16 protein-coding genes and 2 pseudogenes are annotated in these 17682 nt (G+C 73.0%); 17 read left to right on the top strand and 1 reads right to left on the bottom strand.

Going from position 1 to position 17682, the window contains the following annotated elements:
• The 15 genes and pseudogenes from dacB to folK all read left to right on the top strand — a co-directional run.
• Window positions 1-1839: D-alanyl-D-alanine carboxypeptidase/D-alanyl-D-alanine endopeptidase (dacB, locus tag VGD70_RS08455; RefSeq protein WP_331079828.1), on the top strand; the 1839-nt coding region annotated here is incomplete at its 5' end.
• Window positions 1840-1883: 44 nt separating this feature from the next.
• Window positions 1884-2975, top strand: coding sequence for a zinc-dependent metalloprotease (locus VGD70_RS08450; protein WP_331079826.1), 1092 nt, complete (start codon window positions 1884-1886; stop codon window positions 2973-2975).
• The gene (gene tilS / locus VGD70_RS08445) at window positions 2968-3927 is read left to right on the top strand and encodes a tRNA lysidine(34) synthetase TilS (protein WP_414637917.1); all 960 of its coding nucleotides are present in this window, start codon (window positions 2968-2970) and stop codon (window positions 3925-3927) included. The genes VGD70_RS08450 and tilS overlap by 8 nt, the downstream gene beginning before the upstream one ends.
• Before the next feature lie 18 nt (window positions 3928-3945).
• Window positions 3946-4500, top strand: a complete 555-nt coding sequence (gene hpt / locus VGD70_RS08440) for a hypoxanthine phosphoribosyltransferase (RefSeq protein WP_331079824.1) — start codon at window positions 3946-3948, stop codon at window positions 4498-4500.
• Window positions 4497-5192, top strand: coding sequence for an ESX secretion-associated protein EspG (locus VGD70_RS08435; protein WP_331079822.1), 696 nt, complete (start codon window positions 4497-4499; stop codon window positions 5190-5192). Before hpt ends, VGD70_RS08435 begins: the two co-directional genes overlap by 4 nt.
• A 130-nt stretch (window positions 5193-5322) precedes the next feature.
• Complete coding sequence (locus VGD70_RS08430) at window positions 5323-5688, top strand: hypothetical protein (protein WP_331079821.1); 366 nt, start codon at window positions 5323-5325, stop codon at window positions 5686-5688.
• 41 nt (window positions 5689-5729) lie between these two features.
• Window positions 5730-6257 carry a DUF3558 domain-containing protein gene (locus tag VGD70_RS08425; RefSeq protein ID WP_331079819.1) on the top strand — a complete coding sequence of 176 codons (528 nt, stop codon included), beginning with the start codon at window positions 5730-5732 and terminating at the stop codon, window positions 6255-6257.
• A 25-nt stretch (window positions 6258-6282) separates the two neighbouring features.
• Window positions 6283-7626, top strand: coding sequence for a hypothetical protein (locus tag VGD70_RS08420; protein WP_331079817.1), 1344 nt, complete (start codon window positions 6283-6285; stop codon window positions 7624-7626).
• Window position 7627: 1 nt separating this feature from the next.
• Entirely contained in the window at window positions 7628-8371 is a 744-nt protein-coding gene (locus tag VGD70_RS08415; RefSeq protein WP_331079815.1) for an ESX secretion-associated protein EspG, read from the top strand.
• Window positions 8372-8645: 274 nt separating this feature from the next.
• Window positions 8646-11009, top strand: a complete 2364-nt coding sequence (ftsH, locus tag VGD70_RS08410; RefSeq protein ID WP_331079813.1) for an ATP-dependent zinc metalloprotease FtsH — start codon at window positions 8646-8648, stop codon at window positions 11007-11009.
• A gap of 54 nt (window positions 11010-11063) precedes the next feature.
• Window positions 11064-11318 (top strand): annotated as a pseudogene (locus VGD70_RS08405) (GTP cyclohydrolase I); the annotation flags it as partial.
• A 522-nt stretch (window positions 11319-11840) separates the two neighbouring features.
• Window positions 11841-12191 (top strand): annotated as a pseudogene (folE, locus tag VGD70_RS08400) (GTP cyclohydrolase I); the annotation flags it as partial.
• Window positions 12192-12235: 44 nt separating this feature from the next.
• On the top strand, window positions 12236-13039 hold the full coding sequence (gene folP, locus VGD70_RS08395) for a dihydropteroate synthase (RefSeq protein ID WP_331079830.1): 804 nt from the start codon (window positions 12236-12238) through the stop codon (window positions 13037-13039).
• Window positions 13032-13406 (top strand): dihydroneopterin aldolase, encoded by a 375-nt coding sequence (folB, locus tag VGD70_RS08390; RefSeq protein ID WP_331079811.1) that lies wholly within the window; start codon window positions 13032-13034, stop codon window positions 13404-13406. Before folP ends, folB begins: the two co-directional genes overlap by 8 nt.
• On the top strand, window positions 13403-13894 hold the full coding sequence (gene folK / locus VGD70_RS08385; RefSeq protein WP_331079809.1) for a 2-amino-4-hydroxy-6-hydroxymethyldihydropteridine diphosphokinase: 492 nt from the start codon (window positions 13403-13405) through the stop codon (window positions 13892-13894). The genes folB and folK overlap by 4 nt, the downstream gene beginning before the upstream one ends.
• A 6-nt stretch (window positions 13895-13900) precedes the next feature.
• On the opposite strand, the gene VGD70_RS08380 is transcribed toward folK, so the two are convergent.
• Window positions 13901-14815, bottom strand: a complete 915-nt coding sequence (locus VGD70_RS08380) for a MerR family transcriptional regulator (RefSeq protein WP_331079807.1) — start codon at window positions 14813-14815, stop codon at window positions 13901-13903.
• A 60-nt stretch (window positions 14816-14875) separates the two neighbouring features.
• Here VGD70_RS08380 and VGD70_RS08375 point away from each other — a divergent pair, with 60 nt between their 5' ends.
• Complete coding sequence (locus VGD70_RS08375; RefSeq protein WP_331079805.1) at window positions 14876-15355, top strand: DUF3180 domain-containing protein; 480 nt, start codon at window positions 14876-14878, stop codon at window positions 15353-15355.
• 145 nt (window positions 15356-15500) lie between these two features.
• Entirely contained in the window at window positions 15501-17402 is a 1902-nt protein-coding gene (locus VGD70_RS08370; protein WP_331079804.1) for a DUF6779 domain-containing protein, read from the top strand.
• The last annotated feature ends 280 nt before the right edge of the window (window positions 17403-17682 follow it).

The following is a 17682-nucleotide window of genomic DNA, read 5'->3' as shown; positions in this document are numbered from 1 at the left end:
ACTCAGTTCATGCGGCCCGCCACCCCACGCGAGGCGATGCGGACGCAGCCGGTCGAGGCGCCGCGCATCCCTCCGCGCCTGCCGGTCGGTGAGTCGACGCAGTTCATCCGCCCCGAGCCGCCTCGGGTGCCGTCCTACACCCGGCCCGACCCGCGGCAGGGTGGCGCCATGGCCTGGCCGGTGGACTCGCTCCATCCGACGCAGGACCGCCCCCGCACCGGCGCTCGCACAGACGGATCACGAACCGAAGACCTGGCGAGACCGGACGACCGGACCAGAGCCGACGACCGGGCCAGGGCGGAAGACAGAACCAGAGCGGAAGACAGAACCAGGACCGACGCGAGAGCCAGAACCGAGGCGGACCGCGACTGGCCCCCACCCGAGCCACCCCGCGCCGCCCCCCGACGCGTCGGCCCCGACGACGAGCCCGAGGAAAAGCCACAGAGGACCCGCAAGCCGATCCTCATCACCGCGATCGTCGTCGTCGCCGTGCTCGCGGTCGCCGCCGGCGTGATCTTCGGCGTCCCCGGGGTGTCCGACAAGCTCGGCCTCACCAGCAGCGAGCCCGAGGTCGCGATCGACCCGCCCGCGGCGCCCGTCGAGTTCACGCCCGGCCTCCGCGCGCCCGGCAGCGACGCCCCCGCCCCCACCCCGGCAGGCGTCCAGGCGGCACTCGCCGGCCCGACGGCCAACGGCGCCCTCGGCACGCTCACCGGCGTCGTCGTCGACCCCGCGACCCAGGAGGTCCTCTGGCAGAGCGACCCCACGACCCCACTGGTCCCCGCGTCCACCGGCAAGCTCCTCACCGTCGCCGCCGCGCTGCTCAGCCTCGACCACACCGCGCAGCTCTCCACCAAGGTCGTCCAGGGCGAGCAGCCCGGCGAGGTCGTCATCGTCGGCGGGGGCGACCCCACGCTGTCCTCGCTCAAGCCCGGCGTCGAGTCGATCTACCCGGGCGCCGCGCACCTGTCCGACCTCGTCGACCAGGTCAAGGCCAGCGGCGTCCAGGTCCGGTCGGTGCGCATCGACCTCAGCCGCTACACCGGCAACGCCATGGCCCCCGGCTGGGTCAACGGCGACGTCAGCGCCGGCTACATCGCCCCCATGGTCCCGGCCATGCTCGACGGCGGCCGCCAGGACGCCCGGGTGAACTACAGCCCACGCAGCGCCAACCCGGCACGCTCGCTCGCCGAGGAGCTCGCCACCCGGCTCGGCGCGTCGGTGCCCGGCGACGCCGAGACCACCGCCCCGCAGCAGGGAAAGGTCCTCGGCGAGGTCTACTCCGCGCCGCTGGTCGAGCTCGTCGACAACATGCTCCACACGTCCGACAACGTGCTCGCCGAGGCCGTCGCCCGCGAGGTGGCCAAGGTCGCCGGCGAGGAGGCGTCCTTCGAGGGCGGCAGCAAGGCCACCCTAGACATCTTGCGCACCAACGGGTTCGGCCTCGACGGCGTCAGGATGGCCGACGGCAGCGGGCTGTCCACTGAGGACAAGGTGCCGGCCAAGCTGCTGGCCGACCTCCTCACCGTCGCCGCCGGGCCGGACGGCAAGGACCCGCGCACGGCAAAGCTGCGGCCGCTCGTCGGCGGGCTCGCGGTGGCGGGCGGCAGCGGCACGCTCGACCACCGCTTCGACAACGCCGGCGCGGAGGGCCGCGGCTGGATCCGCGCCAAGACCGGCACGCTGTCCGGGGTGAACTCGCTGGCCGGCGTGGTCCTCGACAAGGACGGCCGGCTGCTGGTGTTCTCGCTGATGACCATCGGCGGTGGCGCCACCCCTGCGATCCGGGACGGGCTGGACGTCGTGGCCGCCAGCCTCCGGGGCTGCGGCTGCCAGTAGCTCGCACCACCACTCTTCACGAAACGTCGGGTAGCGTCGATGGCATGAGCGCGGCGGCGGCCAGTGCGGCGGAGTCGACCGGGAACCGGACACCGGTCGACTGGGGTATCGCCGTGTCCACGGCGCAACGGCTCATGAAGCCCGGCCCGGTGGTGCCCAGGGAAGAGGCCGAGCGCGCGGTCGAGCAGCTGCGCGAGGTCACCGGGGTCGCCGAGGCCCATGTCCGCGAGCTCACCGGGCTCGGCCACGACCTGCCGCTGCTGCCGGGCGACGTCGTCGACCGGCGCGGCTGGGTGGCCGCCGCGGCCGACGGACTCGCCACGCTCACCGAGGGCGCGCTGCCCACAGGCTCCACCCGCGGCATCGGCGGCGTGCTCGCCGGCAGCGCCGGGGTGCAGGCCGGCATGGTGCTCGCCTACCTCGGCGGCCGCGTGCTCGGCCAGTACGACCCCTTCGGCGGGGACGACGGCGGCCGGCTGCTGCTCGTCGCGCCCAACATCATTGCCGCGCAACGGGCTCTGGACGTGCCGGCCGAGGACTTCCGGATGTGGGTATGCCTCCACGAGTGCACCCACCGGCTGCAGTTCACCGCCGTGCCGTGGCTGCGCGACTACTTCGCCGGCGAGGTAACCCGGTTCCTGTCCGGCCTCGACGAGACGGCCAACGGCGCGTTCACCCGGCTGCCCGAGGTGGTCCGGACGCTGCGCGGGCGCTCGGAGGACGACACCACCGGCAGCGGCGGGCCGATCGGCCTCATGGAGATGCTGCAGTCGCCCCAGCAGCGTGCGGTGTTCGACCGGCTGATCGCGCTGTCCACGCTGCTGGAGGGGCACGCGGACCACGTGATGGACGCGGTCGGCCCGGCGGTCGTGCCCAGCGTCGCCACCATCCGTGCCCGGTTCACCGCCCGGCGGCGGGGCGGGGGCATGCTCGACCGGATCCTGCGCACCGTGCTCGGCGTCGACGCCAAGGTCAAGCAGTACGCCGTCGGGGCGGCGTTCACCCGGCACGTGGTGGACGCGGTGGGCATGGACGGCTTCAACGACGTGTGGACCTCGCCGGAGACCATCCCGCTGCGTGCGGAGATGGGGGACCCGGCGGCCTGGGTTCGCCGCGTGCACGGCCCCCGTGACTGATCGACAACCGGTCGCCGAGGTGCGCCGGTCGGTCCGCGCACTGCTCGACGAGGTCCGCGTGGACTCCGGCCACCTGGCCGTCGCGGTCTCCGGTGGCGCCGACTCCCTCGCGCTCGCCGCGGCCACCGCGCAGCTCGCCGATCGCCGCGGCCTCACCCTGCACGGCCTCGTCGTCGACCACCGGCTGCAGGCCGACTCCGCCGACGTCGCCGCGCGGGCCGCGAAACAGTTGCACGGCTTGGGTTTCGCCGAGGTGCGGGTGCTCGAGGTGGACGTCCGCGGTCCTGGCGGTCCGGAGGCCGCGGCCCGCAAGGCCCGCTATGCCGCGCTGCGTGCCGCCGTGCCGGCGCCGGACGCGCTCGTCCTGTTGGGCCACACCCGCGACGACCAGGCCGAGACCGTGTTGCTCGGGCTCGGTCGCGGTTCCGGGCCGCGGTCGATCGCCGGGATGCGCCGGCTGGACCCGCCGTGGGGCCGCCCGCTGCTGGACGTGCCGCGGTCGGTCACCGCCGCCGCGTGCGTCGAGCTCGGGCTGGATCCGTGGCAGGACCCGCACAACGCCGACCCCGCGTACGCGCGGGTGCGGCTGCGGCGGGAGGTGTTGCCACTGCTGGAGGGCGTGCTGCAGGGCGGGGTGGCGGCGGCGCTCGCGCGGACCGCGGCGCAGCTGCGGGAGGACGCCGAGGCTCTCGACGTGCTCGCCGACCGGGTCCTCGCGCGGGCCCGCAGCGGTGCCGCGCTGGAGGTGCCGGAGCTGTCCGCCGAGCCGCCGGCGGTGCGTCGCCGGGTGCTGCGCCGGTGGCTGCTGGGCGCGGGTGTGGCAGAACTCACCGACGCGCATTTGCGGGCGGCCGACGCGCTGATCGGTGAATGGCGTGGCCAGGGCGGTGTGTGGCTGCCCGGCGGCTTGGAGGTCAGCCGGGCGCGTGGCAGGCTCACGGTGTCCGGGTGAGTGGGGAGAGGGGACCGCGTGTACGGCGACGACATCGCCTCCGTGCTGATCACTGAGCAACAGATCAACGAGAAGATCGGGGAGCTCGCCAAACAGGTCTCCGACGACTACCCCGAACGCGGCGACCGGGACGACCTGGTGCTGGTGGGTGTGCTCAAGGGCGCGGTCATGTTCATGACCGACCTCGCGCGGGCGCTGACCGTGCCGGTGCAGATGGAGTTCATGGCGGTGAGCTCGTACGGCTCGGCGACGTCGTCGTCGGGGGTCGTGCGCATCCTCAAGGACCTCGACCGGGACGTCGCCGGCCGGCACGTGCTGATCGTCGAGGACATCATCGACTCGGGCCTGACCCTGTCCTGGCTGCTGAAGAACCTGCAGTCGCGCAGCCCGGCGTCGCTCGAGGTGTGCACGCTGCTGCGCAAGCCGGACGCGGTGAAGGTCGAGGTGCCGGTGCGTTACGTCGGCTTCGAGATCCCCAACGAGTTCGTGGTCGGCTACGGGCTGGACTTCGCCGAGCGGTACCGGGACCTGCCCTACATCGGCACGCTCGACCCGGCGGTGTACTCCTCTTGACCGCTTTCCTCTCCCCGCTGACGCTCGACTTCCTCTGGGAGTCCCTCGACGCGGGGGAGCCGCCGTACCCGCTGGCCGTCCAGTCCCACGGCGCCACCCTCGACGAGCGCCGGGCCCTGCGCGAGCAGGTGTTCGGCGAGCTGCGCACCCAGCCGTCGATCGAGGACTGGCTGGGCCTGCTGGCGAGGGCCGACCGCAGCGTCGACTCGGTGTTCCAGCCGGCCGAGGGCCCGGCGGTCTCGGCCATCGCGGTGTCGGCGGGCTCGCGAGCCCTGCTGGCGACGCAGACTCCCGAGGGCCTGTGGCTACGTCCGATCGACGCCGGCGCCCTGGCGTCCTCGGTGGTCGGCCTGCTCCCGCCGGCGCCGCGCGGCACCGAGCCGTCGATCACGGTGGCGGCGGAGGACCTGCCGCACGGCCGGTCGCCCGCGGATCGCCAGGTGCTGGCCCATTTCGCGGCGCAACGCAACCACAGGGCCGGCCAGCTGGCGGTGAACGCCCGCAAGCCCACGGGCGGCCGGTCCCGATCCCCGATCCTGTCCTGGTTCGACACCGACACGGGCCGCTACCTGACCTACAAGAACCGAGCCCGGGACGGCCACGAGTGGATCACCATCGCACCCGCGGACCCACCAACCCTGCGAGCCCGCCTGACGGAGCTCCTGACGACGGTGACCAGCAACCGCCGGTGACCGTCGCAGGTCCTGAAGGTGTCACGTTGTGCTGATTCCGTCGTCGGGTGTCGTGGTGGTGCGTTAATCTCAACCAGGCAACGCGCCGCGCCTGGGGCGGCGCGGCCGGTCACACCAGGGGAGCATCGGGGTGTACGAGGCAATCGGTAGCGCGGTTGGCGCTTTCAGCAACGCGGCCGCGAGCGGCCAGGTCTCCATCGAGGCCGCCGCCGCGGAGGACGCACTTACCAAGATCAGCAACGTCAAGAACGAGCTCACCACCTTGCTGCAGCAGTCCACCCAAGGCGCGACCGACGTACAGCTCGGCGCGAACCCCGTGGGCGTCGCGATGGCTCGCAAGTCGATGGGTCGCTACGACGGCGGCGACTCGTTCATGGCCTCACTCCGGTTGTTGCTCGAGCAGACGGACAAGGCCGAGCGTGCGCTCAAGCAGTGCATCGACAACTACGTCGACACCGACACCGGGCACGCGGCGCACTACGGGCAGCAGGCGTGATTCGTGTCGTGAGGAGAACGGCGGCAGTCGCACTGTGCGCCGTGACCCTTTCGGTGCTCGCCGGATGTGGAAGCTCGACGGCGGGGGAGGCGAAGGCGACAGATTCGCCGAGTCCCACCGAGCCGTCGGCGCAAGAATCTTCATCCGAGAACAAGGCGCCGGGCTACTCGCTCGCCCGGCTTTGTGGGCTGCTTTCCTCCGGTGAGTCCCGGCGACTCGGTGGCTCGGCCGAAGGGGAACAGGGCAACAGCGTGTCGGACGGGCACGCCCAGTGCACGTGGAGCGGCGACACGTCCCTGGTCGTCGGCGTGCAGCCAGGGCTGAAGACCACGAACGTCCGCACGGGGCCCGGGATCACCAACACGCCCACTACCGTCCATGGGCTGACCGCGGTCCAGTCGAAAGAAACCGATCCGATCGTCGTCTGCCAGGTGCTGATCGACCTGCCCAGCGGCAATCTTTTCGGCACCAGCGCAGCCCTGCTCAGTGGCGGCGAGGGCAAATACGATCCGTGCACCTTGGCGAACGAGATGGCGAACATCATCGTGCCGAGAGTCAAAGACCGATGAAGGCGACGCAGCAGTAGGGGGAGTCATGGCGCCCAACAACGAGCATTACAACACCCAGGAATACGCGGGTGACCGGGCCACCCGCACGCATCGCACGATGCAGCACATGCCCGACGAGGACCGGTCGACGCGAGTAGACATCCAGGACACGATCACGGGCAGTCAGGCCGCGGAGCTCGCCCCTGACGTTCGGATGGGCGACGACCGGGCGATTGGCGACACGCCCAATTGGGACGGCTTCGACAGCAAGGCCCTCTACAACTTCGCCACCCAGAACAACAGCCCTACGACGGCCGACGACCTCGGGCGGACGTTCAACACGGGTGGCAACGGCTTGGCCGACGCCGCCAACGGGTTGCTCGACGCCGTCACCCAGCTCGACGGGGCCTGGAGTGGCGTCGCCGCTGACTCGGCTCGGGCCGCGCTCGCTCCGCTTGCCCAGGCGGCCGGGCGGGCGGGGCAGACCGCGCAGATGATGGGCGTCCAGATGTCGCGCCAGTCGGTGGCGGCCACGGAGGTTCGCAAGCTGCCGCCGCCGCAGGACTTCGACCAGCAGCAGTCGCTCAACGCGATGCTCGCCGGGGGCCCAGCCGCCATGCAGGCCGACCTCAAGGCACAGAAGGACGCCTCCGACGCGGTCAAGCGCGAGCAGATCTCCTACCTCAACACCTACACCCAGGCCATGAACTCCGTCGACTCGCAGACGCCCAGCTTCGTCCCGCCGCCTGCCGGGCAGATCAAGCCCGGCAGCGGCGGCGATGCCCGCATCACCGGCAGCGCCGTGCCCTACTCGGGCAGCCACGGAACCGTCAGCCACCTCGCCGGCTCCGGCGACACGTCCGGCACCACCACCGGCGTCGGCCCGCGGGGCACCGGCTCGAACACAGGCACGGGCACCGGCATAGGCGTCGGCGACACCTTCCCCGGCGCGGGCCAGAACACGGGCACCAGCGCCGCCGGCTACACGCCCCCGGCACCCGTCTCGACCACCCCGACCACCGCCACAGCGCCGGGCGCACCCGGATCCGGCGCACCACAGCAGGGCGGCTTCGGCGCCGGTTTCAGCGGCTTCGGCGGCGCGGGAGGCGCAGGCGCGGGAGGCGCGGAAGGAACAGGCCGGGGCGGCCTCGGCACCAACACCGGCGCACGCGGCCCGGTCCCCACGGGCGTCGGCGGCCAAGGCGTCGCGGGCCAGGGCGCGGCCGGCCGCGGTGCGGGTGGCATGGGCGCCGGCGGCGGCCGGCGCAACGGGGAGGACGACGACGAGCACGAGCGGCCGGCGTTCCTGGTCGAGGGCGACCCGGAGGGCACCTTCGGCAGCGACCAGCTCACCGCGCCCTCGGTCATCGGCGGGGACGAGGACCACTGACGTGCCCGAACGCCACATCGGCCCGCTCGCGCTCGACTTCCTCTGGGAGGCCCTCGACGCGGGCGAGCCGCCCTACCCGCTCGAGGTCCGCTCGCACGGCGCCACCATGGACGAGCGCGCCGCCCTGCGCCGGCGGGTCCGCGAGGACCTCGTCGCGGGCGGCCTCATCGACCACGCCGGCCGGCTGGACCCCGAGCTCGAGGCCTGGCTCGGCACGCTGGCTCACGCCGACCTGAGCATCGACTCGGTGTTCCTCCCCGAGGCGGACGCGCCGCCGGTGCTCGCGCTGGCCGCGTCGGGCCGGGGCGGCGCCGTGCTCGCCATCCAGCAGCCGGACGGCCTGCGCCTGCGCGCGATCCCGCGGGACGGCCTGGTCTCCGCCATCGTCGGCCTGCTGCCGGGCGCCCAGCGCGGGTCGGAGCAGTCGATCTCCGTCCCGGCCGAGGAGCTGAGGCAGAAGGTCCCGGCCGGCGCCGCGCGCACCAGCACGATGGAGACCCGCAAGGCCCTGGCCAAGCTCACCGCGCTGGCCAACCGCCGCGGCGGCCAGATCGGCGTCAACAGCCGCAGCGACATGCGCGGCCGCCGCCGCTCCCCGGTCCTCGCGTGGTTCGACAACGACACCGGCCGCTACCTCACCCAGAGCCGCCAGGACTGGGTCACCGTCGCCCCGGCCGACGCCGCGGCGCTGCGCCACCGCATCGGCGAGCTGGTCACCGAGGTCACGGGCACCCGCCCGCTGTGACGATGGTCAACCCGGGCTCGACCCGGGGTCGACGGCCGCGGCGACCCGGAGGAGCCCCCTGACCTGCACGACCAGCCCGGGGAACCGATTCCGTCCCGCGGCCGTTGACCTGGGGTGAGCACACCGCGGGTACTTCGCAGCGTGGGTGCTCCACTGCGGGCGGTACGCTGGGTGGACCGGAGTGCCTTGTCCGGCCGGGTAATGGGCGACGGAGACGAAACGCTGCCCTACGTGCAAGTCAGGGAGGGTCGGGCCGCACCGCGGCCGTAAGTTGATGGACCGCAAGCGCCTGTTGCGCAACCCGCTGGTATGGATCTTGGTGGTGTTGCTGCTCTACTTCTTGATCAGCATGCTGTTCGACGACACGCGCGGCTACACGGAGGTGCCAACCTCCAAGGCCGTGTCGCAGATAACCAGCGGCAACGTCGAGAAGGCCGACCTCGAGGACAAGGAACAGCGACTCAAGCTGACCCTGCGTAACCCGATCACGCAGGACGGCCAGCGGGTCACCCAGGTCATCACGCAGTTCCCCTCGGCTGCCACCGGTGACATCTACCGTGCCCTCCAGGCACAAGCGAGCAAGACCGAGTTCAACACCACGGTCACCCAGGAGTCCTTCCTCACCCAGATCCTGATCTTCCTCATCCCGCTGGGCCTGCTCCTCATCCTGCTGATGTGGATGATGAACAACGTCCAGGGCGGCGGAAACCGGGTGATGAACTTCGGCAAGTCCCGGGCCAAGCAGCTGCCCAAGGACATGCCCAAGACCACCTTCGACGACGTCGCCGGTGTCGACGAGGCGGTCGAGGAGCTCTACGAGATCAAGGACTTCCTCCAGAACCCCGCCCGCTACCAGGCGCTCGGCGCCAAGATCCCCAAGGGCGTGCTGCTCTACGGCCCGCCGGGCACCGGCAAGACGCTGCTGGCCCGCGCGGTCGCCGGCGAGGCCGGGGTGCCGTTCTACTCGATCTCCGGCTCCGACTTCGTCGAGATGTTCGTCGGTGTCGGCGCCTCCCGGGTGCGTGACCTGTTCGAGCAGGCCAAGCAGAACGCGCCGTGCATCATCTTCGTCGACGAGATCGACGCGGTCGGCCGCCAGCGCGGCGCCGGCCTCGGCGGCGGTCACGACGAGCGCGAGCAGACCCTCAACCAGCTCCTGGTCGAGATGGACGGCTTCGACGCGCGCGGCGGCATCATCCTCATCGCGGCCACCAACCGGCCGGACATCCTCGACCCGGCGCTGCTGCGCCCGGGCCGTTTCGACCGGCAGATCCCGGTGTCCGCGCCCGACCTCACGGGCCGCAAGAAGATCCTCCTGGTCCACTCCAAGGGCAAGCCGTTCGACCCGGAGGCCGATCTCGACGGGCTGGCCAAGCGCACCGTCGGCATGTCCGGCGCCGACCTGGCCAACGTCATCAACGAGGCGGCGCTGCTCACCGCCCGGCAGAACGGCACCATGATCGACAGTGCCGCGCTGGAGGAGTCGGTCGACCGCGTCGTCGGCGGCCCGGCCCGCAAGAGCCGGATCATCTCCGAGAAGGAGAAGAAGATCACCGCCTACCACGAGGGCGGGCACGCGCTCGCCGCGTGGGCGATGCCGGACCTCGAGCCGGTCTACAAGCTGACGATCCTGCCGCGCGGTCGCACCGGTGGGCACGCGCTGGTCGTCCCCGAGGACGACAAGCAGCTCATGACCCGCTCGGAGATGATCGCCCGGCTGGTGTTCGCGCTGGGTGGCCGCTCCGCGGAGGAGCTGGTCTTCCACGAGCCCACCACGGGCGCGTCGAGCGACATCGAGCAGGCCACCAAGATCGCCAAGGCCATGGTCACCGAGTACGGCATGTCCGCCCGCCTCGGCGCGGTCAAGTACGGCCAGGACCAGGGCGACCCGTTCCTCGGCCGCTCGATGGGCCACGCGCCGGACTACTCGCTCGAGGTCGCGCACGAGATCGACGAAGAGGTCCGCAAGCTCATCGAGGCCGCGCACACCGAGGCCTGGGACGTGCTCAACACCTACCGGGACGTCCTCGACAACCTGGTCATCGAGCTCCTGGACAAGGAGACGTTGCACCGCAAGGACCTCCAGCGGATCTTCTCCAAGGTCGAGAAGCGCCCGCGGATCACCGCGTTCAACGAGTTCGGCGGCCGCACGCCCTCGGACAAGCCGCCCATCAAGACGCCGGGCGAGCTGGCCAAGGAGCGCGGCGAGCCGTGGCCGCCGGTCCAGCCCGAGCCCACGCCGGTACGCACCGCGCCGGGTGCCGGCGAGCTGCCCGGGGGCCCGCCGCGGCCCAACCCGCAGCCGCCCGGTGGTGGCAACGGCGCCGGCCCCAACGGCCTGCCGCAGCCCGGTCCGTACGGCGGCCAGCCCGGTCCCGGCGGTCCCGGTGGTCCCGGTGGTCCCTACGGCCAGCCGTACCCGGGCACGCCCCGGCAGCCCGGCCGCAGCGACGGCCCGCCCAACTACGGCGCCCCGCCGGGGTGGACCCCGGCCACCACGCCGTCCGGTCATCCCAACAACCAGTGGCGGCCGTCGTGGGATCCGCAGCCCGGCCAGGATGACCGCCGTCGAGACCAGCAAGGACCTGCCGACCCGGACGACCGCCGCCCCGGCTCAGAATGGGATAGTGGCCGCTGAGTCGCGGAGGCACTTTTGACGGCTGACAGCTCCGGCAACGGGTCGAGAGGCCCGCTGTACACCACCGGTGGACCCGTGCCGGTGTTCGACCAGGCCCGCGCTGAGAAGGCGGTCCGGGAACTGCTGCTCGCGTGCGGCGAGGACCCGGACCGCGAGGGCCTGCTGGACACCCCGGCGCGGGTCGCCCGTGCGTACCTGGAGATGTTCGCCGGCCTCTACACCGACCCCGACTCGGTGCTGGACAAGACGTTCGACGAGTGCCACGACGAGCTGGTGCTGGTCACGGACATCCCGATGTACTCGACGTGCGTGCCCAGCCGCCAGCCGGTCGACGCGATCGGCGGGCCGCTCGCGGCGGCGGACGTGCGGGTCGGCGACCAGCTGTGGACGCTGGCCGACGGCCGGGTCGAGCCCACCACGGTCACCCGCATCGACGCCCGGCCCACCCGCCAGCTCGTCGAGGTCGTCACGGCCGCCGGCAGCTTCGTCGTCACCCCCGACCACCCGCTCGCCACGCCCGAGGGCTGGGCCGAGGCGCGGGACGTGGGCGGCACGTCGGTCGAGTGGACAGAGCCCGCCCGGCTCGCGGCCCGGCCGATGTCGTTCGCGACGCTGCGGCGCCGGCCCGACCGGTCCGGCGACGACGGCACCGGCTGGTGGCGGCGGCACGGGTTCGCCCAGCAGTCGCACCGCACGTCGCTCACCGAGTCGCAGTGGGTGCCGGTCCAGACGGTCCGCCCGGTCGAGGCGGCCGCCACGGAGCCGTTCACCGTCTACAGCTTCACCTGCGACCCGCACCCCACGTTCATCGTCGACGGACACCTGACGCACAACTGCGAGCACCACCTGGTGCCCTTCCACGGCGTCACCCACGTCGGCTACATCCCCAACGAGCAGGGCAAGGTCACGGGCCTGTCGAAGCTCGCCCGGCTCGTCGACCTCTACGCCAAGCGCCCGCAGGTGCAGGAGCGGCTCACGTCCCAGATCGCCGACGCGATGGTGCGCAAGCTCGACCCGCGCGGCGTCATCGTCGTGGTCGAGGCCGAGCACCTGTGCATGGCGATGCGCGGCGTCCGCAAGCCGGGCGCGCGCACGACCACGTCGGCGGTGCGCGGGCTGCTGCGCACCTCGGCGTCGTCGCGGGCGGAGGCGCTCGAGCTCATCCGCGGGCGGAGCCGGTGAGGAGCGCGCATCCGGCGCTGCCGCAGCCCGGTCGCTGCGCGGTGATGGGGGTCCTCAACGTCACGCCGGACTCGTTCTCCGACGGCGGCCGCTACCTCGGCCTCGACGACGCGCTGGCGCACGGCATCGCGATGTGGGAGGCGGGCGCGGACCTGGTCGACGTCGGCGGCGAGTCCACCCGTCCCGGGGCGGCCCGGGTCGACGCCGAGACCGAGATCGCCCGCGTGCTGCCGGTCGTCTCCGGCCTGGCGTCGGCCGGCGTCGCGGTGAGCGTCGACACCACCCGCGCGCGGGTCGCGGAGGCGGCGCTGGGCGCGGGTGCGCGGGTGGTCAACGACGTGTCCGGCGGCCTCGCCGATCCGGCGATGGCCCGGTTCGTCGCGTCGGCGGACGTGCCGTGGATCCTCATGCACTGGCGCGGGCACAGCGACAACATGGACTCCCTCGCCACCTACACCGATGTCGTGGCCGACGTCCGCGACGAGCTGAGCGCGCGCGTCGACGCGGCGGTGGCCGCCGGTGTCGATCCCTCGGCGCTGGTGCTCGACCCCGGGCTGGGGTTCGCCAAGCGCGGCGAGCACAACTGGGCGCTGCTGCGCCGGCTGGACGTGTTGCGGGACCTGGGTTTCCCGGTGCTGGTGGGCGCGTCCCGCAAACGGTTTCTCGGCACGTTGCTGGCGGCCAAGGACGGCACGCCCCGCCCGCCGGCCGGCCGTGAGGAGGCCACGGCGGCGATCTCCGCGCTGGTGGCCCTGGCCGGCGCCTGGGGCGTGCGGGTTCATGACGTCACCCGGTCGCTCGACGCCGTCGAGGTGGCCGTGGCATGGGAGGGCCCGGGCGATGACTGATCGCATCACGCTCACCGGCCTGCGGGTCCGCGGCCACCACGGCGTGCTGGAGCAGGAGCGGCGGGACGGCCAGGACTTCCTCGTCGACGTCACCGTCTGGGTCGACCTGGTCAAGGCGGGGGACACCGACGACATCGACGAGACCGTCCACTACGGCGACCTCGCCGTTCGGGTGGCCGAGATCGTCGGCGGCGAGCCGCGCGACCTCATCGAGACCGTGGGCGCCGAGGTGGCCACGGACGTGATGCGGGACGAGCGGATCCACGCCGTCGAGGTCACGATCCACAAGCCGCACGCCCCGATCCCGCTCGAGTTCGCCGATGTCGCGGTCACCATCCGCCGCTCGCGCCGGACCCGCGACACGTGACCCGCGCGGTCCTGTCCCTCGGCTCCAACCTCGGCGACCGGCTGGCCCACCTCCGGGTGGCCGTCGACGGCTTCGCGGACGTCCTGGTGGCCGCGTCCCCGGTCTACGAGACCGAGCCGTGGGGTGTCGAGGACCAGCCGGACTTCCTCAACGCGGTGCTGATCGTCGAGGACCCCGAGGCCGACGAGTGGGCGTGGCTGCGGCGCGGCCAGGCGCTGGAGCAGAAGGCGGGCCGGGTCCGCGAGCAGCGCTGGGGTCCCAGGACGCTGGACGTGGACGTGGTGACGGTCGACGCCGTCACCAGCGACCACCCCGACCTGCTGCTCCCGCACCCCGGCACCGCGGACCGGGCCACCGTGCTGATCCCGTGGCTGGCCGTCGACCCGGCGGCCACCCTGCCCGGCCGCGGTCCCGTGCGCGCGCTGCTGTCCGCGCTCCCCGGGCCGGACCGGGCAGGCGTGCGCCTGCGTCCGGACCTGCGGCTCTGAGGCCGGTCAGCCCGCGGCGGCCCGCAGCGCGGCGATGATCCACTCCGCCCGCGGCGTCTGGGCCGGCACCTGTGGCCAGCCGTTGATCGTGGCCATCAGCTGCCAGTACCGCTCCGCTCGCGGGTCCGTTCCCGTCGCGAGCTGGTCCGCCGCCGCCTCCGGGGAGACGCCCATCGCCGACGCGACCGTGGCGGCCACGGCCTGCCCCGCCGGCGAGGACGGCGCGTGCCCCGCCTCCATCGCCGAGGCCGCGGCGGCGGTCCACTCGAACCACTCCTGTCCCGAGGACGGCGCACTCATCGGCTCGCCGGCATCGCGGGCCGCGGAGTGCGACTCGCCCATCTCGCGGATCCGCCGCCGGAAGTCCTTGTCCCGCACCAGCTCCGCCAGCTCGATCCACGCCTGCAGCTGCTCCGGCGTCGGGTCGTCGGGCAGCTCCGGCTTGGCCGAGCGCATCTTCGCGTCGAAGTCCGGGTTGATGTCGAGCCCCGCGGTCACCTCGTCCCAGAACTCGTCGATCAGCTGCCGGCGCTCCTCGTCGGACATCGCGGCCAGGTTCTTCATCAACGTCACCTCGTTCAGGTCGGATTCATTCTTGGCGACCGCCCGCAGCACCGCCCGCCGCAGCCGCAGCACCCGGATCTGCTCGTCCAGCAGCTCCACGTGCCGCCGCGCGAGGTCGGCGACGCTCGACCGGCCGGCCAGCGCCTCGCCCGCGTCGGTCAGGCCCAGGCCGAGCTCGCGTAACGTGCGTAGCAGCTCCAGCCGGGCCAGCGACGCCGAGTCGTAGAGCCGGTAGCCGGCGTACGTGCGGTCGGCGGGCGGCAGCAGCCCTTCGTCCGAGTAGAACCGGATCGTCCGGGTGGTCAGCCCGGTCCGGCGAGCCAGCTCGCCGATCGTGAACACCCCGCTGTCGCCCATGGCCGCCATGCTCAACCTTCCAGTCACTGGAGAGTCAAGTGTCGCCGGTAGCCTGGGGGCATGCATTTCACCCGGGCCCGCGACCTGGTCGTGGCCGGTCTGGTGGCCGCCGGGATCGTCTACCTGACCGTTCGGGTGGCCTACAGCAGCCTGCCGCCGCTGCCCACGTTCGCCGGCGTCACGCTCCTCGTGCTCGCCGTCATCGAGGGCGCGCTCGGTGGCTCGCTGCGCGCACGCATCCGCCGGACGAAGGGCGGCAGGCCCGTCCAGCCGCTCACCGCGGCTCGCGCGGTGGCGCTCGCGAAGGCGTCGTCGTTACTCGGAGCGATCATGCTCGGCGCCTGGCTCGGCATGCTCGGCTACCTGTTCCCCCGCCGCGCCCAGGTGGCCGCGGCGGCCGACGATGTGCCCAGCACGGTGGTCGGCATCGGGTGTGCGGCGGTTCTGATCGCCGCCGCGCTCTTTCTCGAGTGGTGCTGCCGCACCCCGGATGACCAGGAGAATCAGCCGCCGGAGTACCGATCCGACGCCTCGGGCTGAGGGAAAGTTTCACTCCAGCTTGGTCTCGTCCTGGTAACGGACCGGTACGGTGTGTGCCATGAACGTCCGCCGCGACTCGTCCGACGAGCCCGCGCACGGTTCGTTCGGCGGCAGGCTGTTACTCACAGCGGCCATCTTGTTCGCCGTGGCTGCGACCGGTGTGCTGGTGCTGAGCGACGACCTCAAGTGGATGCGGCTGGGCATCGTCGCCGGGCTGTGGGCGGCGTTGGTCGGTGCGTTCGTCGCCGCCAGGTACCGCCGGCAGGTCGCCGAGCGGGAGGAAGACGCGGTCGAACGGCAGGAGCGCTACGAGCTCGAGCTGGAGCGTGAGATCGCCGCCCGCCGCGAGTACGAGCTAGAGGTCGCGGCCGAGGCCAAGCGCGAGGCCGAGGAGGAAGCCCGCGACGACATGGCCGCACTGCGCCAGGAGCTGCACAACCTCCGGCACACGCTGCAAAGCCTGGTCGGCGGTGAGTTCATGGTCGAGCGCTTCGCCCTGCGCGCCGAGTCGACCCGCATGCGTTCGCTGCCCGAGAGCCATCCGTTGGCGCGCGAGAACCAGCTCAAGCGACTGCCGCCGGCCCGGTCCACCGAGGACGATGTCGTCATCCCGCCGGTGGTGCAGGAGGCGCAGACCGACCTGATCGAGCGCGTGCACGAGGTGCACCACGCCAAGCGAACGGTCGAGCCGCTGCCCCGGCGCGCGGACCGGCCGTCGCGGACCGAGTTCCCGCTGCCCGAGCCGGTGCAGCAGATCAAGCTGGAGCACGAGCCGCACCCGGCGGAGATGTCGGACCGCTGGTTCGTGCCGGGCGCGCTGGATGGTCAGGGCAGGCCCGCCGCGCAGTGGGCCAACGGGACCGTCGAGGAGATCGACTCGGACTGGACGCCGTCATGGGAGTCGTCGTCCTCGGGCGCCGGGTCCCGGGAGCAGCAGCCGTACGCGGCGCGGCAGTACGTGCAGAAGCAGAACCACGACTCTCGACGCGTGGCCGCCGACTCCTCCGGCTACCCGGACCCCCGCGCCGATGCCGAGCAAACCGCGATCAGGCCGACCGAGTCGCCGAGTCGTGCGAACTCTCGCGCGAGCCGGGCGGAGGCTTCCGGCTACACCGACTCCCGCGCGGCGCCCAGCCGTGCCGAGGCTTCCGGCTACCCGAACCCGCGCACCGAGACGGGCACCCTGGCCGATGCCTCCGGCTACACCGACCCGCGTGCTGCGGCGGGCGGCCGGGCTGATGCGTCCGGCTACCCGGACCCGCGCGCCGAGGCGGTGGGCCAGGCGACCGTCGGCCGGGCGGACGCCTCCGGCTACCCGAGCCCTCGTGCGGAGGCTTCTGGCTACACCAGCCCGCGCGCCGATGCGGCGCGTTCCGCCCCCAGCCGTGCCGAGGCTTCTGGCTACCCGAACTCGCGTGCCGATGCGGCGCGTTCGGCACCCAGCCGTGCCGAGGCTTCTGGTTACACCGATTCGCGTGCCGATGCGGCGCGTTCCCCGCTCAGCCGTGCGGAGGCGTCCGGTTACACCGACTCGCGTGCGGAGGCATCCGGATATGCCAGTTCGCGGGGCGAGTCGGGCGATGCCGCGGCGGGGCGGGCCGCACACAGCCATGCCGCGGAGGCGTCCGGGTATGTGACGCCGGTCGGGCGGCGGGCGGCGGAGTCCGGGTACATGGAGCCGGTGCAGCGGGGCGGGCACGCGGCGGAGGCCTCGGGATACGTGCCTTCCGTCGGGCGGCGGGCCGCGGAGTCGGGATACATGGAGCCGGTGCGGGCCAGCCGGCACACCGCCGAGCCGACCGCCGAGTCAGGCCACGGCACCGAGGACGGCGGCGGTCGCCGGCGCCGGGCCGAGGGCCAGCCGACCTGGCAGGAGACCGCCGCCCTGCAGCAGAACGGCGCCCGCAACGGCAGCCACGCGAGGCCCGAGCCCGAGCCGGAGTCCCCGAGCGGCTCCCACGCCGCCGGCCGCTCGGTGAACGAGCTCCTCGCCTCCCACGGCGGCGGCACAACGACCCCCCGCCGCCGCCGACGCCGCGAAGACTGACCGGCGGCGCTGCAACCACTTCCCGCCACGGCGAGGGCCAGCAGGGCCACGCCTCGCCGCCGATGCGAGGACCGCGACGGCGACTCCACCGCGACCCCCACCGTCGCGCTGCCGCCGCACCACACCGCCACCGCCCATCGTCACCGCCCCCACGGGCGCACGCTGCGCGGCGCCGCCGCTGGCGCTGCGCGGCCGGGGCTCCACTCGCCCCGGCGGCGGCGCGGCTGGGCTGCGCGGGCCGGGCTCCACCCGCCCTGCGCCGTCGTTGGCGACGCGTCGG

Source organism: Actinophytocola sp. (assembly GCF_036402745.1).
GTDB lineage: Bacteria > Actinomycetota > Actinomycetes > Mycobacteriales > Pseudonocardiaceae > Actinophytocola.
The sequence above is the reverse complement of the archived record's forward strand: the minus strand, read 5'-3'. Positions and strand labels throughout refer to the sequence as shown.

Excerpts from the sequence above, each read along its gene's own strand:
- VGD70_RS08450 (WP_331079826.1), top strand. The coding sequence starts at position 1,884 with ATGAGCGCGGCGGCGGCCAGTGCGGCGGAGTCGACCGGGAACCGGACA.
- ftsH (WP_331079813.1), top strand. The coding sequence starts at position 8,646 with ATGGACCGCAAGCGCCTGTTGCGCAACCCGCTGGTATGGATCTTGGTG.
- VGD70_RS08380 (WP_331079807.1), bottom strand. The coding sequence starts at position 14,815 with ATGGGCGACAGCGGGGTGTTCACGATCGGCGAGCTGGCTCGCCGGACC.
- VGD70_RS08420 (WP_331079817.1), top strand. The coding sequence starts at position 6,283 with ATGGCGCCCAACAACGAGCATTACAACACCCAGGAATACGCGGGTGAC.
- folB (WP_331079811.1), top strand. The coding sequence starts at position 13,032 with ATGACTGATCGCATCACGCTCACCGGCCTGCGGGTCCGCGGCCACCAC.
- VGD70_RS08375 (WP_331079805.1), top strand. The coding sequence starts at position 14,876 with ATGCATTTCACCCGGGCCCGCGACCTGGTCGTGGCCGGTCTGGTGGCC.
- folP (WP_331079830.1), top strand. The coding sequence starts at position 12,236 with ATGGGGGTCCTCAACGTCACGCCGGACTCGTTCTCCGACGGCGGCCGC.